21 protein-coding genes and 2 pseudogenes are annotated in these 24,698 nt (G+C 56.6%); 14 read left to right on the forward strand and 9 right to left on the reverse strand.

Features of this window, described 5'->3' with window-relative positions; genetic code table 11:
- Positions 1-749 precede the first annotated feature (749 nt).
- Positions 750-1,062 (forward strand): annotated as a pseudogene (locus tag MPRO_RS26275) (transposase); the annotation flags it as partial.
- 162 nt (positions 1,063-1,224) lie between these two features.
- Here the strand turns inward: MPRO_RS26275 and MPRO_RS03240 are convergent.
- The 5 genes and pseudogenes from MPRO_RS03240 to MPRO_RS26625 all read right to left on the reverse strand — a co-directional run.
- Positions 1,225-2,583, reverse strand: a complete 1,359-nt coding sequence (locus MPRO_RS03240; RefSeq protein ID WP_067286888.1) for a purine-cytosine permease family protein — start codon at positions 2,581-2,583, stop codon at positions 1,225-1,227.
- 219 nt (positions 2,584-2,802) lie between these two features.
- Entirely contained in the window at positions 2,803-3,759 is a 957-nt protein-coding gene (locus tag MPRO_RS03245) for an AraC-like ligand-binding domain-containing protein (protein ID WP_067286890.1), read from the reverse strand.
- Between the two features lie 172 nt (positions 3,760-3,931).
- The gene (gene capA, locus MPRO_RS03250) at positions 3,932-6,013 is read right to left on the reverse strand and encodes a caprolactamase subunit alpha (protein WP_067286892.1); all 2,082 of its coding nucleotides are present in this window, start codon (positions 6,011-6,013) and stop codon (positions 3,932-3,934) included.
- Positions 6,014-6,041: 28 nt separating this feature from the next.
- Positions 6,042-7,802: a caprolactamase subunit beta gene (gene capB / locus MPRO_RS03255; protein ID WP_067286895.1), complete on the reverse strand. Its 1,761-nt coding sequence runs from the start codon at positions 7,800-7,802 to the stop codon at positions 6,042-6,044.
- 307 nt (positions 7,803-8,109) lie between these two features.
- Positions 8,110-8,230, reverse strand: a pseudogene (locus tag MPRO_RS26625) (helix-turn-helix domain-containing protein); the annotation flags it as partial.
- A gap of 105 nt (positions 8,231-8,335) precedes the next feature.
- Here MPRO_RS26625 and MPRO_RS03260 point away from each other — a divergent pair.
- The 5 genes from MPRO_RS03260 (at position 8,336) to MPRO_RS03280 (ending at position 12,019) form a co-directional block, all read left to right on the forward strand.
- Positions 8,336-8,530 carry a helix-turn-helix transcriptional regulator gene (locus MPRO_RS03260; RefSeq protein ID WP_067286897.1) on the forward strand — a complete coding sequence of 65 codons (195 nt, stop codon included), beginning with the start codon at positions 8,336-8,338 and terminating at the stop codon, positions 8,528-8,530.
- A 291-nt stretch (positions 8,531-8,821) separates the two neighbouring features.
- Positions 8,822-9,478, forward strand: coding sequence for an inovirus Gp2 family protein (locus MPRO_RS03265; protein ID WP_067286899.1), 657 nt, complete (start codon positions 8,822-8,824; stop codon positions 9,476-9,478).
- A gap of 117 nt (positions 9,479-9,595) precedes the next feature.
- The gene (locus MPRO_RS03270) at positions 9,596-10,033 is read left to right on the forward strand and encodes a helix-turn-helix domain-containing protein (protein ID WP_082708421.1); all 438 of its coding nucleotides are present in this window, start codon (positions 9,596-9,598) and stop codon (positions 10,031-10,033) included.
- Between the two features lie 160 nt (positions 10,034-10,193).
- Complete coding sequence (locus tag MPRO_RS25690) at positions 10,194-10,400, forward strand: hypothetical protein (protein ID WP_158651740.1); 207 nt, start codon at positions 10,194-10,196, stop codon at positions 10,398-10,400.
- Positions 10,401-10,558: 158 nt separating this feature from the next.
- The gene (locus MPRO_RS03280) at positions 10,559-12,019 is read left to right on the forward strand and encodes an ATP-dependent DNA helicase (protein ID WP_158651741.1); all 1,461 of its coding nucleotides are present in this window, start codon (positions 10,559-10,561) and stop codon (positions 12,017-12,019) included.
- A 200-nt stretch (positions 12,020-12,219) separates the two neighbouring features.
- Here MPRO_RS03280 and MPRO_RS03285 read toward each other — a convergent pair whose 3' ends face one another.
- Positions 12,220-14,115: an AICE-type RepA C-terminal domain-containing protein gene (locus MPRO_RS03285; protein WP_067286909.1), complete on the reverse strand. Its 1,896-nt coding sequence runs from the start codon at positions 14,113-14,115 to the stop codon at positions 12,220-12,222.
- A gap of 701 nt (positions 14,116-14,816) precedes the next feature.
- Between MPRO_RS03285 and MPRO_RS03290 the strand changes: the two genes are divergently transcribed.
- From MPRO_RS03290 to radC, 8 genes are all read left to right on the forward strand, one after another.
- Entirely contained in the window at positions 14,817-15,182 is a 366-nt protein-coding gene (locus tag MPRO_RS03290; RefSeq protein WP_216821228.1) for a hypothetical protein, read from the forward strand.
- Positions 15,175-15,993 (forward strand): phage recombination protein Bet, encoded by an 819-nt coding sequence (gene bet, locus MPRO_RS03295; RefSeq protein WP_067287063.1) that lies wholly within the window; start codon positions 15,175-15,177, stop codon positions 15,991-15,993. The genes MPRO_RS03290 and bet overlap by 8 nt, the downstream gene beginning before the upstream one ends.
- A 70-nt stretch (positions 15,994-16,063) precedes the next feature.
- Positions 16,064-17,119 (forward strand): YqaJ viral recombinase family nuclease, encoded by a 1,056-nt coding sequence (locus MPRO_RS03300; RefSeq protein ID WP_067286913.1) that lies wholly within the window; start codon positions 16,064-16,066, stop codon positions 17,117-17,119.
- 97 nt (positions 17,120-17,216) lie between these two features.
- Positions 17,217-18,176 (forward strand): AAA family ATPase, encoded by a 960-nt coding sequence (locus MPRO_RS03305; protein WP_067286917.1) that lies wholly within the window; start codon positions 17,217-17,219, stop codon positions 18,174-18,176.
- A 146-nt stretch (positions 18,177-18,322) separates the two neighbouring features.
- The gene (locus MPRO_RS03310; RefSeq protein WP_082708419.1) at positions 18,323-19,318 is read left to right on the forward strand and encodes a DUF3150 domain-containing protein; all 996 of its coding nucleotides are present in this window, start codon (positions 18,323-18,325) and stop codon (positions 19,316-19,318) included.
- Between the two features lie 28 nt (positions 19,319-19,346).
- Positions 19,347-19,592: a hypothetical protein gene (locus MPRO_RS03315; protein WP_067286920.1), complete on the forward strand. Its 246-nt coding sequence runs from the start codon at positions 19,347-19,349 to the stop codon at positions 19,590-19,592.
- Positions 19,593-19,725: 133 nt separating this feature from the next.
- Positions 19,726-21,426: a VWA domain-containing protein gene (locus MPRO_RS03320; RefSeq protein ID WP_067286923.1), complete on the forward strand. Its 1,701-nt coding sequence runs from the start codon at positions 19,726-19,728 to the stop codon at positions 21,424-21,426.
- Positions 21,427-21,510: 84 nt separating this feature from the next.
- Positions 21,511-22,008, forward strand: coding sequence for a RadC family protein (gene radC / locus MPRO_RS03325; RefSeq protein WP_067286926.1), 498 nt, complete (start codon positions 21,511-21,513; stop codon positions 22,006-22,008).
- A gap of 160 nt (positions 22,009-22,168) precedes the next feature.
- On the opposite strand, the gene MPRO_RS03330 is transcribed toward radC, so the two are convergent.
- From MPRO_RS03330 to MPRO_RS03340, 3 genes are all read right to left on the reverse strand, one after another.
- The gene (locus tag MPRO_RS03330; RefSeq protein ID WP_245635016.1) at positions 22,169-22,978 is read right to left on the reverse strand and encodes a helix-turn-helix transcriptional regulator; all 810 of its coding nucleotides are present in this window, start codon (positions 22,976-22,978) and stop codon (positions 22,169-22,171) included.
- Positions 22,979-23,050: 72 nt separating this feature from the next.
- On the reverse strand, positions 23,051-23,671 hold the full coding sequence (locus MPRO_RS03335) for a nucleotidyltransferase family protein (protein WP_067286942.1): 621 nt from the start codon (positions 23,669-23,671) through the stop codon (positions 23,051-23,053).
- Complete coding sequence (locus MPRO_RS03340) at positions 23,661-24,635, reverse strand: XdhC family protein (protein WP_067286945.1); 975 nt, start codon at positions 24,633-24,635, stop codon at positions 23,661-23,663. Before MPRO_RS03340 ends, MPRO_RS03335 begins: the two co-directional genes overlap by 11 nt.
- Positions 24,636-24,698 lie beyond the last annotated feature (63 nt).

The following is a 24,698-nucleotide window of genomic DNA, read 5'->3' on the forward strand; positions in this document are numbered from 1 at the left end:
AGCCTGTGGGCCTTTTCAACAGCCTCATCCAGGGACCGCCGGCATGGAGTTCCGTCCTGACACGTGCGGAGATTTGATCGCAGCGGTGACCGGGCGAACTCGTGGGCATGCAGCCCTTCTGTTCAAAGTGAGCCTGTAGGCCCCCGACGCAGCTAGTGCTTGGGACGCTGATAGCGTGGAATTACCACCGGCTCGTCGAACTAAGGGCTCCGGCCGTTTTGCGCGTATCGCGTTACTGTACCCGCACTACAAATATAACGGTATGTCAGTGGCAGCCAATCTATCGCCTATTCCAGCAGGCCTCGCTAATGCGGTTGCGCAAGACGATCCAGCAGGCGCATGTGTCGATCATCATTTTTGCTATTTCTGCCATGGTTTGATCCGATTGCAGCTCGATACGCTGAAATTTACGCAGCCGGCTGAATACCTCGGTTTTAGTGATGAGAGATAGCCTATCCCCAATCCATCCAGGACCCTGAACTGGTGCAGTTGCCGGAAACCACGTACATAAGGCTCCTGCATTACATCCAGCACCTCTTGTTCGTCCTGCAGCATCTGCCCATCCGTATGGCAGCCCAACAAAGTTCCGGCTGCGGCATTGCCGCGACCAGCCAATAAACTGCCGGCAGCAGCCGACAGTGGAAGAAAGCTGCGACAGGAGGTTATCGAGCATGACAGTGGCCGCTAGAGCGCCTTCTCATTTGAATCAACTCGTCTCATTCATCACGTTGCATTTGAGGTAACTACGGATGAGGTATTACTGGCTACGTGACGATCAGTGGGAACGCATCAATCATTTTCTACCGAGCAAGCCAGCGACAAAGGCGTGACGGCTCGCGATAACCGCCTGTTTGTTTAGGCGGTTCTGTGGATTGCACGGGCGGGATCGCCCTAGCCGAATTGACCTGGGCTCTATGGGCATTGGCACCGTGGTAAGAGGCTGAAGCTATAGGGAGGCCCAGAGGCGGACTGAGTACCAAAATCCATACGGCCGTAGATGCCTTGGGCAACTCGGTACGACTCCTGCTAACACCCGGGCAGACGTCGGAATATGGTCAGGCTTAAGCACTCTTGGAGGGTTTTTCGCCAGCCAGTGCGTTCCCAGACAGAAAAAGTGGATATGAAACAAAGACAGTCAGGGCAACCCCAAAGGTCGCCCTGACTGCGGGTCAGGAGGAAGGCGTGTATACAGGGGATATTAATGGAGCCCCGGTTTTACGGCACTCAGGCTTCGGCTTTGACGAACCAGTGCTGCCTGGCACTGTTGAGCAGCAGCCAGTAACTGCAGAACGCCACGACAAAGGTCACCGGTGAGGCAAACAGGGCCAGCTCCGGGTTACCGTAATTGAGTAACAGAATTCCGAGTCCGGCCGCGAGGAACCAGGCAATCAGGCCGCAGGGGTTGAGCGCAGTGACGCGGTCGAGCTGATACTCGATGCGGCCATCGAACAGCTGGTCGTAACGGGGCGAAAATATATGAGCCAGCGCAATTGCCACCCAGGCCACGACAAAGATGCCCTGATAAGCCAACGCCTGCAGAATGAAACTGAACACATTCAGCCGCATCAGAAAATATACCACGGCACCCACCGCCATGGCCCAGGCAAAGCGCGGAACCCGGACCAGGCCGAAGCGTTCGAAAAATGCCTGCATGTTTTCTGCGGCCAGGTAAAAGTTGGCTGTATTAATCCGTGTCTGACTGACCCAGACGAACAGCAGCCCCCAGATGCCCATCAGCTGAATGATGGCCAGTACTACGGACACTTCCGACAAGCCGCCCTCGGTCGGGATGGTTGCCGCCAGGAAAATCCCGACCAGGCCATTGACCAGGAAAGTAAACAGATAGAACGGCATGCCAAAATTGACCTTGGCATGGTAATCCGCATCGTCCTGATGACCGAAGCGGGCGTAATCCCATGTATACATCATCAGGATCCAAACACCCATAAAGTAGGTAAAGCAGTTCCACCAGCCATTTTCAACCGGTCCTGTTTCAGGCCCCATAGTCAGCCAGTCGTTGGAATAACCGAACGCCCAGATTGACATGACCACTGCGGCAATCAGACCCAGGATATAAAAAGGCAGCAGTACGCCGTTGAATTTATCAAGCCAGTTCTGGACACTGCCAAAGACCAACGGCACGCTATAGAAGACCACCAGCAAGTAAGCCTCGTTCAGCGTCAACGACGGGAAATAGCTCTGTATCGCCACCGCGATGACAGAACCTTCAAACACGCTGTAATAGATCGCCGTGGCGAAAAATATCAGGGTTGCGAGACTCGCCCCCAGATGACCGAACAATACGCGGGAGAACAAGGCTACCGAAAGTCCGGTCTTGATGGCATAACGGGCGATAATCCCGTTAACGACACCAAAAGTGATTACCGACAGCACCAGCCCGATGATCGCATTGAGGGTGCCGAAGTTCATCGCCAGGGTGGCCGCGACCACCAGCCAGAACATGGCACTACAGATGGCCCACCAGGCCATGGTCAGGGAGCTCTTTTTCATCCGTTCCCCATGGGGTACGGCCTCCACGGAATAATCGGCCTTGTTGCCGTCTAATTTTATATTTCCAGCCATGATGTCTCTCTTTATTGTTGGATTAAGACCCTCCAAAAGTACAAGAGACAGAAAATTGTTAATTGACCGAAAGCGTACGATCTATTGCACTGGACTGTACCGATGAGCGGTGGGTTGATAGATGAGGTATTGTGAACTCATTTCGAGCTCAAAAAAAAACCGGACAAAGTCCGGCGGGTAAAAATAAGACATTGCTCTCTGCTCAAACCTTTTTCATTTCTACAGGTCTTCGCGAGCGGCTTCCCGCGCTTCCCTGGCGGTGCAGCCGAAGCGTGACTTGAACGATCGGCAGAAATGAGCCTGATCTGCGAAGCCCCACCTATAGGCAACCTCGGCAAGGGTGACTTTCGACGAGCCGTTCCTGATATCGTTCATCGCCGCCTGCAGCCGAACTTCCTTAACCCACTGGCCAACCGTCTGGCCGGAGCCCTGAAATAACTTGTGCATGTAGCGTGTCGAAATCTGGCACGCTGAGGCGATCAGCTCCGGAGACAAATCTGGATTGGTGATGTTCTCGCGCACGAAATGCTCGATCCGCATCAGGTGCGCATTGCTTACGCAGGCCTCACCGCTGGCAATGACCCGGTCGTCATCCTCCAGCGTCAGTGCCAGTAATTCCAGCAGCTGCTGACTGGCCAAACTCGCACCTTGAGTGCCCAGGTAGGGTACCTGCCTGACCAGGCTAGCGAGGAAATCCGAAAACAGCGCCCCGGCCCCCTGCAGCAGGCTGAACTCCATATAAAGGAAGCGCTCCGGCGTCCGCACCCGGGTGCGCAGATTGGCATCAGGCACTCGCAGCACCCAGAGCTCATTATCCCGGGCATAGCTAAACTCATAGGGCAGGTCGCTGCGTTCCAAGATGAAAGAACCGGGATTGCAAATCACCTTGTGACGATCCTGACTAAAATCGACCGGCTGCAGTTGCGGAATGGTAATCAGAAAGGGGCTATCTTCTTCTTTGCTGATATTGCGGGCATTGCGCCGGTAACGGGTCGCGGATGTTTCCAGCCGGGAAATGCTGATCTGCTCGACGTTCCAGCACGACAGCGAACCGCTAAAAGCTTCCGGCTCACGGAAATCAAGCGTGAGCGGAAAATAAGTCTTGTCGATCACTTCACGCCAGTACCCCGCCCGTTCGGCACGGGGAATCAGGCTGGTGCTGTAACTCTTGTGCATTTGAGCACCCTCTTATTCTAGTTATTATGCTCCTTGCGATGCTGCCGGCTCCAGAGCTCCCGAAGCGGCGCCTGTCTATCCTTAAACGGTGCCACCCAGGACAACCGCGAGAGCTGCATTCTACAAGCTAACCCCGGGGTCTCCCGGGGTTAGCTTGTGGCGCCCGCGTCTCCTATGCGTTGCGCGTGATGCGATAACAGTTGTTAGGCTCGAGCACTAGCGTCCAGCCTGGACGCACAACGATATTAGTCGTCGGCTCTTCCACCACCGCGGGACCTGCGACCGGGATACCCGGATCCAGCCGCTCTCCAGCATAGACCGGTGTATCGACCCAGTGGCCCTCACCGTCGAACAACATCGGCCGGGTTTCAGTCAGGGCATCGCTCAGTGTGTAACCCGAGGGGGTGAGTTTGCGTACCGGCGGTTTGCTGACCTGCCCGACCAGCGTGGTCTCAATATTGACCAGCTCCACCGGATTATGCGGCTCAGCATAGGTATACAACTCCTCATGCCGCTTGTGAAAATCCGCCAGGATAGTCGCAAGCCTATTCGGCGTAATCGCCCCCCCTTCTATATCTACACTGCACTCATGAATCTGACCGACATAGCGCATCTCAGCGCTGCGCGAGGCCGAAATATCCTCAGGCGCGAAACCATCGGCCTGCAGGTGCTCGGTACCACGTTGCTCCAGATCGTCGAAGCGCACATTGAGCGTATCCAGGTTGGCCGTGCCATCAAGACGCATCGGTTCGGTGGCCATGTAATTATAGCGAACATCGGAAATGATCTGACCGAAGGCACAGAACACCGACGCTACCTTAGGTACAAGCACTGTATTGCTGCCGATCTCCTCGGCCAGGGCGGTGATATGCATACCGCCGGCGCCGCCGGCGCAGACCAGGGCAAAATCGCGGGGATCATAGCCACGCTCGATCGAGACCCGACGAATGCCGCTGACCATATTGAGGTTGACGATGGTGCTGATGCCGTAAGCTGCCCGTTCGACACTGATACCCAGCGGCTCGGCGACATGCTCGCGCACCGCCGCAAGGGCGGCTTCGGCATCCAGCCGAATGGTACCGCCGAGCACGGCATCGGGGTTCAGGTAGCCCAGTACCAGGTTGGCATCGGTCACCGTTGGCCGGGTGCCGCCCTTGCCATAGCAGACCGGTCCGGGCGCCGCGCCTGCGCTCTCAGGTCCCACCTGCAGCATACCGTATTCGTCCACCTGACAGATAGAGCCGCCGCCGGCACCCAGGGTCTCAACCTGGATCATCGGCACCCCGATGCGATAGCGCAGGAAGTCGATGTTCTTATTCAGGTTGGTCTGCCCACCCTTGGTCAGGGTGATATCGAACGAGGTGCCCCCCATATCAACAGTAATCACATTATCAATATTAAAGGGCTTGGCGACGTAGAGCCCCGCCTGCGGCGCCGAAGCCGGCCCCGAGTTGATGGCATTCACCGCCCGCCCCTGCATTGCTTCGCCGATGGACAGACCGCCGTTGGACTGGAAGTAACGCACCGGATGACGCACGCCCAATGAACGGAAATAGTCGTCAATACGTTCGACATAGCGCCGCATCACCGGACTCAGGTAAGCGTTGACGACGGTGGTGGAGGTACGGGTGTACTCACGCACTTGCGGATCAACCTCGGTACCGGTGCAGACGAACACCCCCGGCATCATCTCCTGCACGATCTCACGGGCACGGCGCTCGTGATCAGGGTTGCGCACCGCCCAGACAAAGGAGATCGCGACGCTTTCGACGCCTTCTTCCTTGAAATAGCGCACAGCCTCGCGCACTGCCGCCTCATCCAGCGGTGTGTGCTCCGATCCATCGACCAAAACACGCCCAGGAATCGGCCGGCGCAGATGGCGTGGCACTATCATATGGGCCGGAGGGAAATCGGCATCATAACGGTAGCCTTCCTCCTTGTGACCGAGGCGGATCTCGATGCTGTCTTCATGACCTGCGGTGCAGAGCAGCCCGACCTTGGCCCCCTTCTTCTCGATCAGCGCATTCAGCGCCACCGTGGTGCCGTTGATGCAAAGGTCACACTGCTGAATAATCGACTCCACCGATTCACCCAGCGCCTCGCTGATCTGGGCCAGGCCTGCCTTGATGGCAATGGTGCCGTCGTGCGGGGTCGACGGACTCTTGAAGACCCGCACGTCGCCAGTCTTCTCAGCCAGCACGAAGTCGGTAAAGGTGCCACCGGCATCCACACCCAGACGATATTTACTACGCATATTATTATCCTCAGTCGTTGGCGTTTGATCACGCAGAATGTCGATGGGCCTGTTCACGCAGACGAGAGGTCTGCTCCTCGTCAAGAGAGCCATCCTGCGGCCGGATGGCAACGCCGTATTCGAGCTCGGCACCTTTCAGCGATACCAAACCATTACGATAATCTTCCAGCACCGCATCGATAGTGCGGCTAAACGGATCGCCGTAGCCACCGCCGCCCGGGTTAACATTAGTGACGCGCTCGCCCGGGTTGATGGTGACGATGGTATTGGCCCGGTAGACCTGTTCCTTTCCGTTACCGGACACCACCAGCCGGCCGAGCTTCTCATCCTGCAGCCCGTTCTTCGCCCCAGCCGCGCCCATAGTCGGAATCTGTCGCCCCTCACCGAAGGCAATCACCGTCATCTCGTGACCAATCGGCTCGACCTCCCAAGCCGTGCCCGAGCCGCCCCGGTGGTAACCTGCCCCGCCGCTGTCCTGCACCAGGCCATAACGATGGATGATGATCGGGTAGGCATATTCAAGTAGTTCGATATCACCGGAACTAAGAGCACCGAAGCAGCTCAGCGGGCCACAGGCGTGCCAGCCGTCCATCACCTGGGTGGCACCCGCACCGGAGATAATCGACGCCAGCACCATAGTGACGTACTGTTCGTCACTACGGGGATCGATGCCGGCGATATTGATACCGCTGGCGTGTCCCCAAGAGGCAGTGACCCGTTCGGGCGCCGCCTTTTCCAGCGCCATGCGCACCGCATCGGTCAGAGTCTCCATGGGAGTCGTGGTGCAGTTGACATGGGGCGCGGGTTCCTGGGCGTTACAAAGGGTGCCCTTCTCGCCCAGATCCACCGTTACGCAGCGATAGAGACCCTCGTTGTAAGGCGGCGGCAGCTGCGCAAACATCATCAACCCCAGGTACACGCCGGACATCGAGTTGCCTTCGTAGGAGTTGATAAAATAGGGTATCTGCGGCGGGCTCTGCACCTCGATATGCAGGCTATCGCCCTGCACGGTCACCTTGGCGGTGATTTCCATCTCACCAAAGCCATGGCCGGCGTCTTCAAGCATTGCGCTGCCAAGATATTCACCATCGGGCACCGAGCGAACCAGGGAACGCATCTGCTGATCGGCCGCGTGCTTTAGCTCGGCAATACAGGCCTTGACCGTATCCACACCGTACTTGTCGAGCAGCGCAACCATGTTGCGCTCGCCAACACGGCAGGCGCCGTACTGCGCATTGATATCGCCTTCCTGATCACGGCGCGCACGCATGTTGGTCAGTAGCAGATTAACCACATCCTCGCGCCGCTTGCCTCGTTCCCACAGCTTGACCGGTGGAATGCGCAGGCCCTCGGCATAAATCTCTTTGGCATCCGGATTATAGCCGGCGGGTACCGGGCCACCGATATCGGTCAGGTGACCCTTGCAGACGCTCCAAAATACCAGCTCGCCCTGATAGAACACCGGTTTGTACATGCAGCAGTCGAGAATGTGACTGCCCTTGTAGGCGGGATCGTTGTGGTAGATCACATCGCCTTCCTGAATGTCGTCTCCGAAATACTCGGCCACACACTTCATCGCCGGAATCAGCGAGCCCAAGTGAATCGGGATATCCTGCCCCTGCAGAATCATCTCCGGAAAGTGATCGAACAGCGCATTGCTGTAATCGTGCGCCAGATTGAAGACACTGGAACGCCCGGTTTTCTCCAGCGTCAGCGTCATCTCTCGCTGCGCCGTCTCAAGCGCGCCGCGGACAACGGCCAGCGTGATCGGGTCTACTGTAGCAGCCATAAACTACCCCTTGTTTGTTCTTGTAGGTCAAAACCCCGTAAAGACCATAAAGCCTTCGCAGGAGATTGAAGCCAGTATAAGAACCGGAACCAGGCATTTATTGACGGCCAGTGAACAGTAAATTGTTGCAGAGGGACACAGAGCGGCAGAGGCTGTAGTAGCGGAAGCTGTAACCGACCTGCGCTGTCACCTAGCACGCAACAGAACAGTCGCTGGGATCCAGAGCGAGCGGCTTCAAGTCGCTCCTGAAGGTAATGCGTGTGTAGGGGGCGTTCAGGGGCTAGGGGGTAGCGTGAAGTGCGCGATCGCGCTCTCAGATACTTACGTATGGTGTTGCGTGGCAGTCCAAGTTCCCGCGCGACTGTATTGATGCCATAACCCTGGTGAGCCAGCACGTTGGTCTTCACTGCTTGCTCCTGGGTCAGCATCTCGGCGGCTCAAACAGGGCGCGATGAGACGCGGTGAGTCCCCTCGGAGTAAATTCTTACAGGTCTGCCCTATCGCATGAGTCAATCTGCTAAGGAGTAATACTCATGCGACTTTTACGCTTACCCGAAGTCCTGTACCTGACAGCTCAGTCCCGATCCGGCCTTTACCGCAAAATTAAAGATGGCGCTTTCCCAGCATCCGTGGACCTTGGAGCTAATTCTGTTGCCTGGGTGGAGGAAGAAGTGCTTGCTTGGATTCAAGCGCGTATAGACGAGCGCGACCAGCCAGATACTCAGTAAACCTTGTAAAATCCAAGAGGCTGTCGCCTCATCTATTTATTTTCCTGCAACCTTCTTTTTTCCTCGAGTAGCCAGGGCATCAAAACGCCGTGATTTGTGGGGTTTTTGGGGCTATTTGCCAAGGTTTGCCGTCCATATGGCACCGGTATAATAATATAACCCCCCTCCCCACTCTCTGAGCGCTCAAGTGCGCCAAGTCTCCATACTATATACATAATTTACTGACTAAACATTTTGTCAGTAATGGTGCGTGCATGGCTACTGAGGATTCTGACTTCAACGGAGTTCATCATGTATCAAAAACGTGTACCGGGAAATCATAATCTGACATTCTGGAACGAATCCGATTATCGCGGCTGGCCTGTCTACAACGGCGGGTTACTGGTCAAGGAGTATCTGGATCGTCTACTTTACGTTATCGACAACGCCACACAGGACTTCACGAGAGTATTTGCTGTACGGGTAGACCTGAGGTGTGCCGGACCGACAGGTGACATCATATCCAGTAATGAAGTCATCGATCGCTTCAAGAAATCGCTTGATTCCAGACTGGATAGCTATCAGAAACGTCGGGCTCGACAGGGCAAGCGTGTCTGCCGCTCAGCGGTCAGAATGGTCTGGGCCAGGGAGTTAAAGGACTCCCGTACGCCACATTACCATCTCTTACTGCTATTCAATCGTGAGCAATTTCACAGATTGGGGGAGTACCACTCTGTTTCTGGCAGTCTCATGACCATGATCAGAGATGCCTGGTACTCGGCTTTAGGTCTCTCGCTGCATTTGGCGCCAGGTCTGGTTTATATCCCAGAGAACGCTGAGTACCACCTTAACCGATCTGATCACTACGCACAGCTGCCGGCCCTGTTTTTCCGTGCCAGCTATCTATGCAAGGTCGACACCAAGTGCTTTGGCCAAGGGCTCCAGAACTTCGGTGGGACGCGCAAGTAACAAGGTCCCGACTGTCGGGCTCTCCTGCAGATGATATGGCTGCGGCTTTGCCGTATGCCCCCTTACAGCAGGAGAACGATTATGTCCGACGATAGCCTATCCATCACCGAACTCTGGATGAGGCGCTACGAACAAGCGCACCCTGAAGCCTTACAGCAGGGGATATGTAGGCCTCATGCCCCGAAGAACCACTGGCAAGCCCATCCGCATAATTCCGAAACTCCGTCACAGCCGTCGAAAACAGGGGGTAATGCGTGTCTTTGGCCCGCTCCCGGAGACCCTATTGTCAGGACAGCCGATCCGGTGGTGCTGGCGGCTATAGAGGCGCGTAAATCGCTGAAGCTGACACAGGCAACCTTTGCCCGTTGCTTGGGGATCAGTCCTCGAACTGTCAGTGAGTGGGAGCAGGGGCGCCGTCAACCCAGTGGTGCTGCACGGACGTTACTGCACTGGGCGGCGCAAAGGCCTGAATACCTAAAGCAGGCCCTTCAAACCTATAGGCAGTGCAAGGCAAAAGGTCTGTCACCAGGAGGAGCCAGTACGTCAGCGCAGTAAATTTCTACGGATGATGACAATGATACAGACAGGTATGTCACTTCAGCCCACGGACGGGATTCCCACACTTTCAAAGGACCTCATCATGCTAGACCTTCCCTCAATTGACGACTCTCAAGAGAATGCAAAAATACCAACTAAACCTATTAATAAGCGCGCCATGAACCGTGAATCCAGCCGCCAATTGCTGGAGAGCCGAAACATCGAGTACTGCACCAACAACGACGGTATCCATCTGATAGTCACCGGTAACGGCTGCTTGATCGACTTCTGGCCAGGCAAAGGCAAGTGGATAGCGCGTGACCACAGCATGTCTGGCTTCGGCGTCTTCAATTTGATCGACATGATCGAATCAGGCCAGCTCTGACTTCGACTGCTCATCGCCGGCTCACATCGTAGAGCCGACGCCATCCGGTGCAGTATTCTGTTAATCGCCTGCACCTTTCAACACCTTCCCTGCGACAGCTTCTGCATATGGGCTACCCGAGCTTAGGGGAAGCTGTGGCCTTTTCGGACGTATATCACATGCACAAACAGATTCAGCTCAACCCGGATCAGCTCGAAGCGCTGAAGGCTATAGAGCACTTTCTCAACACCCCATCTAGCCAGGCGTTCGTCCTTTGCGGCAGCGCGGGTACAGGCAAAACCACACTCGTCGCCAAGATTATTGAGCTTGTTCATCGCTTGGGGATGAACAGCATGCTGGTGGCCCCGACCGGCCGTGCGGCCCAGATACTGCAAGGCAAGCTCGATAGGATGCTACCCAATGCGATTGGGCCTGCCACGGTATCCACACTCCATGGGGCAATCTATTACATGGCGAGCCTGAGCGTCGACGACACGCGCCCAGAGGAAGGGCTCAGTGCTGTACAGATGGATTTCCCAATCAGGAAGCAAGGTAACCCCTTTGATCTGATGATCGTTGATGAAGCCTCCATGGTCGGTGATACCGCGACCTACCAGTCTTCTATGCGCTTCGGTTCGGGCAAGTTGCTGAGTGATCTGGTGGGATACGTCCAACACCTGTATAGGGAGGGGCTAGCGAGTCGTCCGATTAAGTTGCTCTTTGTCGGCGATCTGGCCCAGTTACCTCCAGTAGGAAGTAAGCAATCACCCGCACTTTGTCCAGAATACCTTCATAACAGGTTCGGACTTCAGACTCGGCGGTATGAGTTAACGACGGTCATGCGCCAAGGCGAGAAAAGCGGCATTCTGTCGCTGGCCAACTCTATTCGAGACCAGATCTTTCGCGTAACGGCTGGAGGTATTGCGATACCCTTCAACGGCCAAGATATACGTTCCATCGATTTCCACTCAGCTGTGGGCTTGGTTGCTGCTAATAGCCGTGAGAGGTGTTCATCTGTAGCCGTGGTCTACAGCAACGCGATAGCAAGCGAATATAACCTGGGAGTCCGATCGCAGCTATGGGGCAACTCTTGGGCTTCAGTCACACCAGAAGACCGGCTGCTCGTGACTCGCAACTGCCCGGCTGTAGGACTGAGTAATGGTGACCAGGTGCAGGTGCATACCGTGATGTCGTCGACTGTGATTGAGCAGGTGCGTCTACCGAGTGGTCAGGTAGTCACGTTGCGTTTCAGAGAGCTGAGGCTCCTGTTCAATATCACTGATGACTCCTCGAATACTGTGGAGTGCTTGGTGTTAGAGAATTTATTGTTCTCTGACAAACGGGACCTTGAGGATACCGAGCAGTATGCGCTGCTTGAGCTGCTCAGGCAACGGCATCCCTACGTGGATCCGGATAGCGTCGAGTTTCGGGATCTGATGCAAACAGACCCCTACTACAACGCGTTACAGGTGAAGTTCGGCTATGCCATGACCTGCCACAAGGCCCAGGGTGGTGAATGGGAGCAGGTGATCGTAGATCCGATGGGGCTAAGGCTGGACACCGAGGAGGGTTGTCGTTGGCTGTACACGGCGGTAACGAGGGCGTCAGGTTTATTGATGGTTGTAGATGGATGTCTATGAGGACATTGAGCGAGAGTAGATGATGAGGCGCTTTGCCTCCTGACAGCTGCCGATCCGTCATCTTGATTGCGAAATCAGTGACATTGTGATGTTTAAAATTCTAATTTATATGAAATATGGCCTTAAAATCAGCCTTTTTTCAGAATTCAATCTCACAATGTCACTTTGGTAGAGGGAGTGGCGAGCTTTCCCGTGCCGCCCTACTCTTTGCCTTCAGAGGAAGGATTCCTGAAAAGCCTCCAGTGGCGATTGGCGGTTCGTTGTCCTAGCGGCTCGAACGTGACCCCGAAGGATCGGAGTATCGGCGCCGCAATTTTGAACTTTGCACCCATTGCTCGCGGGGTCTGGGGCCAGACGAATTGCTTGCTATCTGGCCGATAGTCAGAGAGACGCTCTTGCCAATCCTTCACTGCCTCCTCAATCTCGGCCTCGCCGTTGTTCTTGAAACAGCTCAGTAGCGCCTTGGCTACTGGGTTTTCATCCAGTTCATACTCACGGCGAATCTGCTGGTTCATGTTCAGCTGCTGCCAAAAATCTGCATCACCCCGATCAAGGCTTCTAGCAACAAGAACGCCGACTCTACAGAGGTCGTTTAGTTCGCCGTACCGTTCAAAAGCAGGGTCAGTTTCCACCAATGCCCATTGGCTATTCACGTATCCAAAGACTGACAGCAAGCCGTTGAATGTGTTGTTCAACAATGTGCTAGTTGCTGGATCGGAAAAGGATACAGGGGGGGCACCTTCATTTTTTGAAAGCTCAATGGTGAGGGTTCTATCTGCCAAAGGTGTATACGAAACAACACTTTCTAAGCTGTTCAGCATGGCAGGGCAAACCACTCTGATCTCAGTGGGTACTGAGGTGGATTTTGACTTCCACGATATAGTCTTTCCATCGAGTAGGTGTAGCAAGCCTTTCTGGATGGTCTCGGAAACCTCGTCCACACGATCGAAGCTCAACAAGTAATTTCTTAGTGCACAATCATCCAGTTGCTTTAGGTTTTTAGGTAATTGTGGGTCAGCCCACATCGTCGCAGGATCCAATAGTTGCTTTATGGTGGCCTGAGTTGCAGCAGGGGAGAATGGAGTGTCACCGAGTAGCTCTAGCAGCACCTGCTTCCGGTCAGGCATCCAAGACAAGATGCTCCATGCAATGATTAACAGGTCGCTATCTACAGGGAGGTCTGTGGCCTCGAAGAGATGCTCGACCAACCTTGCAGGGATATTGCCTTTGTGAACGTTAAACTCGCAGGGTAGACTGTATTTGGGCTCGATATGAGGATGTTGTTGATTCCATACTTCGTATGAAGGGTCACCCTTGGCGTATCGGACAGTCTCGTAACCGAGAAAAATGTATCGGTTTTTTTCTAAGTCGTAACCCGCTCGACCGAAACAAGGAACGATATCATTAGGCGGCGTAGACGTGCGAAATGTGACAAGTGCTGACTTGACGGCCTTGGAAGACAGGTCTTGTTGGAACTTGTTGAAAAATGCCAGTTTGAGCTGGTCTTCGATCGCTTCAGGCGTTGCCGGCAAGACCTTTCCACTTTTCCACTCTAGCAGCAGAACGCTTTTGATTTCATTTCTGACCAGCGAGAGCTCCTGCTTTAGGATCTCAAGTGCGCTGGCAACCTGCTTATCATGTGCACTTAGCTTGGACCCAAACGGAGTGGCGGTAAAAAGGGAAGTTTGCTTGGACCCAAACGGAGTGCCGGTAAAAGGGAAAGATTGATTGGTGGTTGGCGGACAACTGCTAGGCGAGTGAGGATACCGTCCCTCTGTAGCGAAGCTGTTCGCTGCCCTGTTGTCACCAAAAACATTACCGTGGGCTCCTGGCACTCCAGTGGAGGGGCGAGCGCCTCCATCGTTCAGCCCTTGAGCGCCCGGTACTGCCTGGCAGGGCTCATTCATATTTGTTGAAAACTTGTTCTCCTGCCCAGAATTCTCAGTGGTTTTCGGAGAATATCCATCGCAACCATCCTGAGCCACATACTTCGCTTGTGCCAATAGATGTGCCTTGAGCCGTTTTCTCCTGGCTTCCTTAGACCCAAGAGGCTCATCTTGTTCGCCGTCGTGGGTTACGTCGTCTGCTTCGTCCATGCGCTAACCTACCGGTATTAAAAATGTATTTCTTCGTAACAGTAAAGAGAGGCTGCATTGGGTGCAACTGGAACAGCGAATTACGGGCTAAGCTCCTGATGTCCGCCCCTCTCCATTCGTTGCCTGATCTTACCCAGCCCACTTCAGGTAGAATGAAGCAAGCGTACGGTGAGCACACCGGCGGCGCCCATACACGGCCACGGCAAGAGCCCTGCATCGGCACCTAGATGCTCGAGGATTATCGCCACGCCGGGGTTCGGGCAACCTGAACGCACCGTGATGCAGACGCCGTGCGGCCTGCCAGACGCCCAGACCGTCGTGTGCCAGTACAGTTCATGCGATTCGTGCGACGGTTGGCGAAAAGATAAGCGCAGTGCGGCTTCACCGCACCGAACACCGCGACGCCCCGCGCCAGGTTTGTATCGGACCGGACCACTTATCCAGCGGCTGAATGACCCGCCAGATCCCATCAATGCGCACCGACGCTGCCTGCCCGACCTGCTGAATTTACTAGATCCCCGCTAGCCCGCGCCCCTGATATCACAAATGGTGATCCACCTTATTGCGAACCTGGCACGTCCAACTCAAACAAAAAAATCTCAGATACATATTACCTACCCGATCACGCACCAAGTGCCGTGTTTCAGGGCCGGAGCTCTCCCGGCCCTATTCAATAGCTCATTCGTATCTGGAGGTTTCTCATGACTATTCGTTGTTCAGCCTGCGGTTCGACGCAGGTATTTACCCATGACTATGGCAAAAAGGTGGGCGCTATAGCAGGCGGCGTGGCCGGTACGGTGACGGGGTTCAGTGGCGCCTTGTCCGGCTCGCGTATTGGTATGGCTGTTGGTGTAGTGGGAGGCACGGTCGGCATGGCTGTTGGCACTCTTGCCGGCGCCATCATTGGCGGGTTGGTAGGATGTGTCTCAGGCAGTGTCGCAGGTGCCAAGGTGGGCGCGGTGATTGATGATCGCGTGCTGGATAACTTTGAGTGCCGCTGCTGCGGTCAAACCTTCTCGCTGAGCCTGCCGGATCAGTTCCTGGATGGAGCAGACCGCCATGGATAAGCCTACACTCACCGCGCGCTTTGCCGAGCGTTTCAGTGTCGATCCCGCCAAGCTGTTCGAGACACTCAAGGCCACCGCCTTCCGGCAACGGGATGGCAGTGTACCCAACAACGAGCAGATGATGGCCTTGCTGGTCGTCGCGGACCAATATGGCCTGAACCCCTTCACCAAGGAGATCTATGCCTTTCCGGACAAGCACGCTGGCATTATCCCGGTGGTTGGGGTCGATGGCTGGTCACGGATCATCAACCAGCACGATCAGTTCGATGGCATGGAGTTTCGCAGTGCCGACACCCGCGTCACGCCGGAGGGTGCCAAGGAATGTCCGGAGTGGATGGAGTGCATCATTTACCGGCGCGACCGCTCCCATCCGGTGAAGATCACCGAGTACCTGGACGAGGTCTATCGACCGCCGTTCGAGGGGATGGGTAACAATGGCCCCTTCCGCAGTAACGGCCCCTGGCAGACCCACACCAAGCGCATGTTGCGGCACAAGGCGATGATTCAGTGCTCGCGCATTGCCTTCGGCTTTGTCGGCATCTTCGATCAGGATGAAGCCGAGCGGATCCTTGAAGCCCAAGCCACGGTCGTGGTTGAACCTCAATTGGCCGATCCCGCTCAGGTTCCGGCACGGACCCAGGGCCTGGTCAGCAAACTCATCGAACGGGCCGAGGCGGCCGGTGCCTGGAATAGCGCCCTGGAATACGCGCAGGAACATTTTCAGGGAACGGATCTGGCGTTTGCTCAGCAGCAGATCCACATCGCCCGTCAACAGGTGCCCGCACCGCTTGAGGCGCGCCAAGCGTCCTGAGCCTTGCCCACTAACCCACCCGGGGAGACTGTCACCCCGGCCGGGTGCTGTCTCCCGTTCAGGAGGCTGCATGCGTATCGTGGATCTCTCCCAGCGAACACCCGCCTGGCACCAGTGGCGTAATGGCGGTATCACCGCATCGGAAGCGCCAGTCATCATGGACCGTTCGCCCTATAAAACGCCCTGGCGCCTGTGGGCCGAAAAAACGGCATTGGTACTGCCGGATGACCTGTCCGCTAACCCTAACGTGCAACGCGGTATCCAACTGGAACCCAAAGCTCGCCAAGCCTTCGAGCAGGCGCACCAGGATCTGCTGCTGCCGCTGTGTGCAGAAGCGGACCACAACCCCCTGCTGCGTGCCAGCTTCGATGGCATCAACAACGCCGGTGAACCGGTCGAGCTGAAATGCCCAACCGCCAACGTATTCGAGGAGGTACGCTCAGCCGCAGAACAAAGCAGTGCCTATCAGCTGTACTGGGTTCAGGTGCAGCACCAGATTCTCGTCGCCAACGCGCCCCGTGGCTGGTTGGCGTTCTTTTATGCCGATGAGCTGATCGAGTTCGAGATTGCCCGGGATGATGCCTTCCTTGTAACGCTGGAGGAAAACGCCCGTCAGTTCTGGACGCTGATCCAGACCCGACAGGAACCCGCCAAATGCCCGGAGCGGGATTATTTTGTTCCCGCGGGGGCGGATCAGTCGCGTTGGGCGGCCCTGTCCCACCACTACCTGGAGGTGAACCATCAAGCCAAAGCACTAGAGCAACAACTCAACACCCATAAGCAGGCCATGACCGAGGTACAGCAGCGCCTGGTGGCGATGATGGGCGCCTTCGCCCATGCCGAGTATGCCGGCATCAAGCTCTGTCGCTATTGGGTCAACGGTACTGTCGACTATCCCGCGCTCATTGCCGAGCAACTGGGCGAGATCGATGAAGCCACACTATCACCATACCGCAAGCCCGCGGCGGAGCGTATTCGCCTCACCGTCACTCAGCCCGAGACGGCAGACACGACTATTCCTGCAACGGTCCCAACTGAGGAGCACACGGCTCAGGTGCGCAATACGCCCGACAATCAGCCTCAACCCGCGTTGTCCCCACAGCCACCGCGTTCATTTTATTTCTGAATAGCCGACCTTCGCGCTATCCACAACCATCACCCCATCCATAAAAGCCCCCAGACCTGAAGGCCTGGGGGCTTTTGTATTTATGCCGAGGTTAATCATGACGGATACAACGCACTACCTGGTTCAGGTGAACACCACCTTCAACGTGCCCGCCCCCGACAGCTTTGTGCTGGAGGGATACGGCCCTGACAATGACCATCCCAATATCCCGCGCCGCAGAGATGAGTATGTGTTTCGCAAGGAGGATCTGCGCGATGTATTGGCCTTTTTGTCCAACCCAGACGGTGACGGTCTGTACATCAGCGGCCCCACCGGGTGTGGCAAAACATCGCTGATCTGCCAGATCGCCGCACGCCTTAATTGGCCCGTACAGCAGATCACGGCCCACGGCCGGTTGGAGCTGTCGGATCTCACCGGGCATCACACCCTGGTCAACGGCAACATGGCCTTTGTTTACGGTCCCCTGGCGTTAGCGGTTAAACACGGCCACCTGCTGATCATCAACGAACTGGATCTGGCAGAACCGGCGGAACTGGCCGGGCTCAATGACATCCTCGAAGGTGCACCGCTGGTCATCGCCCAGAACGGCGGTGAAATCATTCCGCCCCATCCCAAGTTCCGCTTCATCGCCACCGGTAACAGTGCCGGCAGCGGTGATCAGACGGGGCTGTACCAGGGCGTTATGCAACAGAACCTGGCCTTCCTGGATCGCTTTCGCCTCCTTGAGGCCCGCTATGCCGACACGGCTATAGAAGAAGCCATACTCGAGCGCGTCGTGCCTGCATTACCGCAGCTCTTCCGGCAGAAGATGGTGAAGGTCGCCAACGATATCCGACGCTTGTTTATCGGGGGTGCCGACAACGGCGCCGAGCTCAGCATCACGCTGTCAACGCGCACCCTGCTGCGCTGGGCCAAGCTGACGCTGGCGTTCAAGGGCGCACCCAATGCGGTGGAATACGCTCTGGTCCGTGCGCTGACCGCCCGGGCGGAACCGGAGCAGCGCGAAGCCATTCACCGTATTGCGGCCGATGTCTTTGGCGATCACTGGGAGGCATGACGCAAGCACATCTGGGTATCGACAACACCACCAACACTGCCAACAGCCATTACCACCCGCGACTCCATAACAGCTCCATAACGCCCCCGGCGACGCGTCATCCATCAGGCTGGCGTGTATCCCCCATATCTTAAGGAAACACCATCATGAGCATTAAGACCCTGGAAAAACTGGTGATTTGCCATATCGATTGTTCCATCTGGAGCGGCCGTAAAAAGCTGCGTCCCGAGGACCTGCGTCTCGTCGATGGCAGTGAGCTGCCCCCCACCGATGTTGCGAGTCTGGGCAGCAAGAAGATCTGTGATCCCGAAGCCCTTTCGCAGTTTGAGCGCCTGAAGAAGGAAGCGCAGCGTCTGTGTGAGCAGATCGGTGTGCGCTTTCTCGGCGGCTATGCGGTACCTGAGGCCCGTATAGCGCAGATACTGCCGGAACTGGACCGAATTGGCCGAGAATTTGCGGCCTGCAAAAACACCTTCCTCGATAACTATGATCAGGTCACCCATGCCTGGATCGCCAAGCACCCCGACTTTGCGGATGCGATTCGTCGCGCCATTGCCCCTGTCGCCGATGTCGCCCAGCGACTGCAGTTCGATTACACGGTCTACCGGATACAACCCTCCCACCAGGCAGCCCCGCTGGATGACAAGATCAACGGCATGGGGCATACCCTCCTGTGCGAAGTGGCCCGGGATGCCAATGAACTCTTTGAGCGCTCCGTGGCCGGTAAAAACCAGATCAGTCAGCGTTCCCTCAACCCCCTGCGACGCCTGCATGACAAGCTCAACGGCCTGTCCTTTCTCGATCACCGCGTACAACCGATGGTCGATGCAATGGACCGACTCTTTCCACAACTGCCCAACGCCGGGCCGATAACAGGTCACCAGTACCATGAACTACTGGCCCTGATTCTGATCCTGTCCGATCCGGACAAAATGAAGCGCCATGGCGAAGGGCAACTGACACTGCAGCACGTGCTGGCCAGTACCCTCCCCCAAGCCGATATGCCCACCGAGGAGGATACCCAACCCACAGCGCTGTCCACACCGCACTCAAAGCCGCACACCGGTCCAGGTTCCAGACCAGCGACGCTGCCGTCGCGCACACCGGCGGCTCCTGCCCAGCCAGGGTCCTACTATTTCTAGCCCAGAGCACCAACACGGAGATATCACCATGCGCTCAAACGCCTATCTGCACTCAGCTACAGAACTGCAACGACTGGAACCTGAACTCTCGGCCTTGATAGAGCCGGTCGACAGCGAGCAGCTGTTCGATGTTCAGCGTTGCCGCCATATCGCTCAACAAAGCTATGCCACCCACAGCGTCGTTATTCCGAAAAACCCGCTGGTTGTTGCATCCGCCGATGCTGCAGGTATCTGGGTGACAGCGATGGTGTTCCTGCCGGCAGGCCCTGACTGAGCGCACCAAGCGAAGTGGTGCAAAGCAACAGCATACAAAAACCCATTCAGGTGATCTCTCACCCGGCCAATCCATTAACCCAACCGGGGTGTCACTCCCTGTGGGGAGTCGCGCCCCTGCCAAGGAGCAACAGATGAACCACCCACTGAAGAATGCACTGCCGATCGTGGCTGCGGCCTATGGTGAAAAGTTTGGCGTCAAAGTCCTCATCCAGGGTCAGGACGCCTATACCGACGGTGACAGCATCGTTATACCGGCCGCCAATCCGGATGATCCCCGTTTTCAGCAGGTCGCCTGGGGTTATCTGGCCCATGAAGCCGCACATATCCGTCATACCGATTTCGACGTGGTGGCTGCGGCGGCCTCCCATCCGCTACGCAAGGCACTGTTGAACATCATCGAAGACATCCGTATCGAAGCCGCACTCGCCCAGGATTACCCCGGAACCCGTCGCACCATTCACGAGGTACTGAGATACATGGTGGATCACCAGCAACTCAGGGTGCCCACGGACAACCACCCCGCTACGTTGTTACAGAGTTGGTTACTGTTCCGGCTGCGTAGCCGCTTACTGGGGCAGTCGGTACTGGCCCTGCTGTATCAGGCCGTGGATGCCCAATTCAGTACGCTGCTTCCGGCGACTGTGCTGTCACACCTAACAGTTATCGCGGATGGCACCCAATACTTGGCGTCCACGGCAGACGCCCTGCAGAGTGCTGATGCCATTATTCAATTGTTTGAGGAGGTTGAGGCGCTTGAGGAGGATGCTGAACAAGTGCCGAGCCCTGCGGGCCAACACGACACCCCTGCAACGGGGAACGAGCCCGATACCTCAGCCACTAACGAGGAGAGTTCTCAGACCTCCCCGAACAACAACACCCAGGACGCCGACTCCCCCCACGAGCCCGGCAGATCATTCGAAGACCAAGACAGGTCATCCGCAGATCGACACGAATCCGTGTTAAAGCAGATTCTGTCAGTGGGCGAAGGTGCATTCACCGCAGACTTGTTCACCCAGGTCGCGACCCTGTTACAGGCCGAAGCGCAGCAACATCAGGGGGCTATGGCATTTAACATGCCCCGGCCAGAGCTGGCACAGCCCGGCGACCCGGGCATTCTGCAACGCGCAGCAGGAGAGTCTGCCCGAATCCGTGCCCGCTTGCGGGGCCTGGTGCAGTCCAGTCAGGACAACCGCCCCCATGCCAAACACCAAGGACGACAGATCGACCACAACCGACTCGCCCGTTCCCAGACCGGGGAATCTCGCCTGTTCCTGACACGCAGCCACCGGGTGGCACCGAATGCGGCGGTGCACCTGCTAGTCGATATATCAGGCTCCATGGCCAAAACCTCCGCTGACAGCGGTCGCAAATACTATCAAATCGCCAATGAAGCCGCCCTGGCCTTAGCGCTGGCGCTGGAAGGCATACCCGGTGTATCGACCGCGGTGAGTTTCTTTCCAGGCTGCGTTCAAGTTGTAGCGATGGCGTTACGACCCCGTCAATCCGTACGTCGAGAGGCAGCGCGCTTTGCCCAGACACCCCGAGGTTGCACACCACTGGCCCCCGCCATGTGGTTTGCCGCCCATGACCTGCTCAGACAAAAGGAGAAACGCAAGCTGATGATCGTACTGACCGACGGTGAGCCGGACGACTGGAACGCCGCCCACGATATCGTCAACCGTTGCCAGCGCAGTGGCTTTGAACTGCTGGGCATCGGCATACAAACCCGCTCGGTGGAGCGGTTCTTCCCCTCCAGCCTGGTCATCAACGACCTGAAAGACCTGAAATGCGAACTGTTCAATGTCACGAAAAACCTGCTGTTAACGCCATAACCCGACACCATCCACTTTCCCATGGGAGACAGACCGCTCCCATGGGAGCGGTCTGTCTCACGGGGTCTCCCGGAGTAGCCTTCAATGAAATATCACAAATTCAAAGCCGGTGAGAAAGCCGGTACCTATGTTGCTGAAACACCTGTCACTGAAGAGGACATTCTGACCATGGCCCACCAGCTATCACGCCAGCGCCTGGCCAAGGGGCGCCGCATCGAGCAACCCGCCGATGCCTTCAGCTATCTGCAGACCCTGATGCATGCCTACGAACATGAAGTCTTTGGCGCGTTGCTGCTGGATAACCGTCATCGGATCATCACGTTTGAGGAGATTTTTCGAGGCACACTGGATGCAGCCAGCGTCTATCCGCGGGAAGTCGTAAAGATCGCGCTATCTCACAACGCCGCCGCCCTGGTCTTGGTCCATAACCACCCATCCGGTGACCCGGAACCCAGCGAGGCCGATAAACGCATCACCATTCAGCTTCGAGATGCCTTAGCTATGGTGGGCGTGCGCACTCTGGATCATGTCGTCGTCAGTACAGAGGGGCATGTATCGCTGGCAGAGCGGGGGGTGTTATAACCGATTTCTGAACATATAGTTCGTTTGCCACCACACCTGACCAAGAAGTCAGTGTTGGTGGCTCCGGACTAAGCTACCTCCTACATTAGCGGTGCTACCGCACACGTGATCTAAAGGCAGAGGCCTAAACCTGACTCACCTCGCAGTAACTGCGCGCCGCTCAGTCAAAATCCTTGTCCTGCCGGTAGCTATCTAGCACGCGCTGGTACTGGCTGGGCGGCGCACCAATATGACGCTGAAAAAAACGGGTGAAGTGCCCCTGTTCGGAAAAGCCCAGCTCCTCGGATAGTTCGCCCAAGGTCCCACCGCGTTTGTCAGCCAGCCAGTTCAGCGCCTTGCTCATCCTCGCAGTATTCAGAAAGATATTTGGCGTCATGCCAGTTTGGTGCTTGAAAAGGGCAAAGAAATGCGCGCGCGACAGTCCACAGGCCCGCGCCGCATTTTCAATCAGATCCTTGTCATCTAGATGCCGCAGCATGTACTCGATGGCACGACGTACTCGGGCATCAGCACCCTCGTAGCCAACAGCGGCCCCGAGCTTCATCAAATGACGCCATTCCGAAAAGTCTTCTATCAACGCAATAAGTAAATCCAGCAGCAGGAACATGATCTTATCTTTCGGTACCAGTCCGAAGCTGCACATTTCCGCAATCAAACGGTCCGCCAAGCGGCGGTTACGCGGACTGAGGTCGATGCAGGGCTGGCGGAAGAAGTCCGGACGAGCGCTAAGCAGCAGCGACTGCTGCGCGGTCGCGAGCCACTGAGGTTCGATATAGAGGGCTAGTATCAGGGTAGGACCGGCACCGGGCTGATAGTCGTAATAATGGGGCTCCCAAGCATTAATAAGCACGGCCGTCCTGTCGGTCAGCGGCACCTGGTGGTCACGCACATTGAAAAACGTGTCCTCACCCGACACCTTGATCAGCATATGGCACTCAGAGTGGGCATGCATTACCAGCGGCTTGTTCATGTCAAGCAGCGCGGCACGCCCGAAATCGCCATGGAATACACGTTGCGCACTGGACACGCTAAACCTCCGGCTTCATTCTGACAACAAGGCCTTGCTGTCGACTGGCTCCGGCTCGCAAGCAAGTCCGGCTACCGTGTCGACGTCTCTTATTATGTTAGGGTCACTGAGTTCGACCCGCATACAGGCCTGCGGTTGCAACTGCAGCACGGCTCGCGCCCCTTCGTCGCCATCGAGACCTTGCAAACGCGGCCAGAAGTCCCGACCGAACAGCACCGGATGACCACTGCGCCCATTATATATCGGTCGTAAAATCCGGTCATGCGTCGCCAGGCGGGCCAGCCGGCGATGGGAACTTTGCGCGATCCAGGGCATATCACCCAGCACCACCGCCAGCGCCTCGGCTTCGATACCCGCCAGTTGTAGCGCACTGACGCCATCCGCCAGGCTGGCACCCAGTCCACGCCCGGCATTTGCAGCCCGTACTACGCCAACCGGTTCCGTCACACCCAGTTGCCGAGGGTCGTCTGTTTCGCGTAGCACCACGAAAACGGCACTGTAAACCTCAGCAACTGACGCTAGTGTAGCCTGCAGCAGGGTCCGGCCATCAGCCAGTGTCGCCTGCCTCTTGTCCGATCCAAAACGGCGTCCAAAGCCCGCGGCCAGCACTAGGGCGACGACTGGATCAGAGCTCATGGCGCGCCCGCCCCCGATACAGGCGCAGCACATCGGCCATCGCCGCTAGGGCAATCTCGGACGGTGACTTGCTGCCCAGGTTGAGCCCGATCGGCATATGTATACGTCCAAGCTGTGTCTCATTGAGGCCGCCGATGCGTTGCAGACGTTCGGCACGCTTGGCCGACGTCTTGTCGGAACCCATCACGCCAATATAGAAAGCGGATGTCCGAACCGCTTCCATCACCGCCAGATCATCGATCTTGGGATCATGGGTCAAAGCAAGTACCGCCGTGGCGGCATGGCAGTTCCCAGCGGCAATATAAAGTGAAGGCAAAATGGGTACGACCTGCGCATCGCCAAAGTCATAGAGTCCCTGTACTTCATCTCGCGGGTCACAGGCGATTACCTCGCAGCCCAGTGTGCGGGCAAAGCTGGCACAGGCTTCAGCCACCGGTGAAAATCCAGCCAAAATAACCCTCAACACAGGGCCGAGACGGATGCTCACACGATCCCTAACCCGTTCTACCCGGGCACCGCCTTCTGCACCGTCTTCAAGCAGCCACATGGCGCCGGAGTCGAGATCGACCTGCCTAATCAGCCGCTGCTGTCCCTGTAAGACTTCCAGAATCGACTGCAGATGCTGTACCAGCTCCTGACCGCCAGCCGGGTGTTCGACCAGCACCTGCAGCGTACCACCACAGGGCAGCCGCAACCTCCGGCTCTCCTCCTGGCTGTCACCGTAGCGGATCTGCTGAACCGACTGGCTAAAGCCTCCTTTTGCTAGGCTGCCCAGAAACTCTTCCTCGACGCAGCCTCCGGACAGAGAGCCGACATACTCACCGCTGCCAGTGGCTACCAGCATTGCACCCGGCGCACGCGGGGACGAACCATAGGTCGATATCACAGTGCAGAGCCAGATTGGCTGGCCAACCCTCGCCCACTCGAGCGCACGGGCGACCACCTGAAGATCAAGATGACGCATGGAGTCACCTCCTGCAAGGTCTGTTACGCTGCGGCTCCCTGCTGCGCGAAAGTTAACGACGAT

Origin of the sequence: Marinobacterium profundum (assembly GCF_001528745.1) — a bacterium.
GTDB classification, from domain to species: domain Bacteria; phylum Pseudomonadota; class Gammaproteobacteria; order Pseudomonadales; family Balneatricaceae; genus Marinobacterium_A; species Marinobacterium_A profundum.

Bases quoted from the DNA above. Each gene is read 5' to 3' on its own strand.
- MPRO_RS03265 (WP_067286899.1), top strand. From the start codon at position 8,822: ATGTATCAAAAACGTGTACCGGGAAATCATAATCTGACATTCTGGAAC.
- MPRO_RS03315 (WP_067286920.1), top strand. From the start codon at position 19,347: ATGCGCTCAAACGCCTATCTGCACTCAGCTACAGAACTGCAACGACTG.
- MPRO_RS03260 (WP_067286897.1), top strand. From the start codon at position 8,336: ATGCGACTTTTACGCTTACCCGAAGTCCTGTACCTGACAGCTCAGTCC.
- radC (WP_067286926.1), top strand. From the start codon at position 21,511: ATGAAATATCACAAATTCAAAGCCGGTGAGAAAGCCGGTACCTATGTT.
- MPRO_RS03240 (WP_067286888.1), bottom strand. From the start codon at position 2,583: ATGGCTGGAAATATAAAATTAGACGGCAACAAGGCCGATTATTCCGTG.
- MPRO_RS03280 (WP_158651741.1), top strand. From the start codon at position 10,559: ATGCACAAACAGATTCAGCTCAACCCGGATCAGCTCGAAGCGCTGAAG.
- MPRO_RS03330 (WP_245635016.1), bottom strand. From the start codon at position 22,978: ATGAACAAGCCGCTGGTAATGCATGCCCACTCTGAGTGCCATATGCTG.
- MPRO_RS03305 (WP_067286917.1), top strand. From the start codon at position 17,217: ATGACGGATACAACGCACTACCTGGTTCAGGTGAACACCACCTTCAAC.
- MPRO_RS03320 (WP_067286923.1), top strand. From the start codon at position 19,726: ATGAACCACCCACTGAAGAATGCACTGCCGATCGTGGCTGCGGCCTAT.
- MPRO_RS03270 (WP_082708421.1), top strand. From the start codon at position 9,596: ATGAGGCGCTACGAACAAGCGCACCCTGAAGCCTTACAGCAGGGGATA.
- MPRO_RS03310 (WP_082708419.1), top strand. From the start codon at position 18,323: ATGAGCATTAAGACCCTGGAAAAACTGGTGATTTGCCATATCGATTGT.
- MPRO_RS03335 (WP_067286942.1), bottom strand. From the start codon at position 23,671: ATGAGCTCTGATCCAGTCGTCGCCCTAGTGCTGGCCGCGGGCTTTGGA.
- capB (WP_067286895.1), bottom strand. From the start codon at position 7,802: ATGGCTGCTACAGTAGACCCGATCACGCTGGCCGTTGTCCGCGGCGCG.
- MPRO_RS03245 (WP_067286890.1), bottom strand. From the start codon at position 3,759: ATGCACAAGAGTTACAGCACCAGCCTGATTCCCCGTGCCGAACGGGCG.
- MPRO_RS03285 (WP_067286909.1), bottom strand. From the start codon at position 14,115: ATGGACGAAGCAGACGACGTAACCCACGACGGCGAACAAGATGAGCCT.
- MPRO_RS25690 (WP_158651740.1), top strand. From the start codon at position 10,194: ATGAACCGTGAATCCAGCCGCCAATTGCTGGAGAGCCGAAACATCGAG.
- MPRO_RS03300 (WP_067286913.1), top strand. From the start codon at position 16,064: ATGCGTATCGTGGATCTCTCCCAGCGAACACCCGCCTGGCACCAGTGG.
- bet (WP_067287063.1), top strand. From the start codon at position 15,175: ATGGATAAGCCTACACTCACCGCGCGCTTTGCCGAGCGTTTCAGTGTC.
- MPRO_RS03340 (WP_067286945.1), bottom strand. From the start codon at position 24,635: ATGCGTCATCTTGATCTTCAGGTGGTCGCCCGTGCGCTCGAGTGGGCG.
- capA (WP_067286892.1), bottom strand. From the start codon at position 6,013: ATGCGTAGTAAATATCGTCTGGGTGTGGATGCCGGTGGCACCTTTACC.
- MPRO_RS03290 (WP_216821228.1), top strand. From the start codon at position 14,817: ATGACTATTCGTTGTTCAGCCTGCGGTTCGACGCAGGTATTTACCCAT.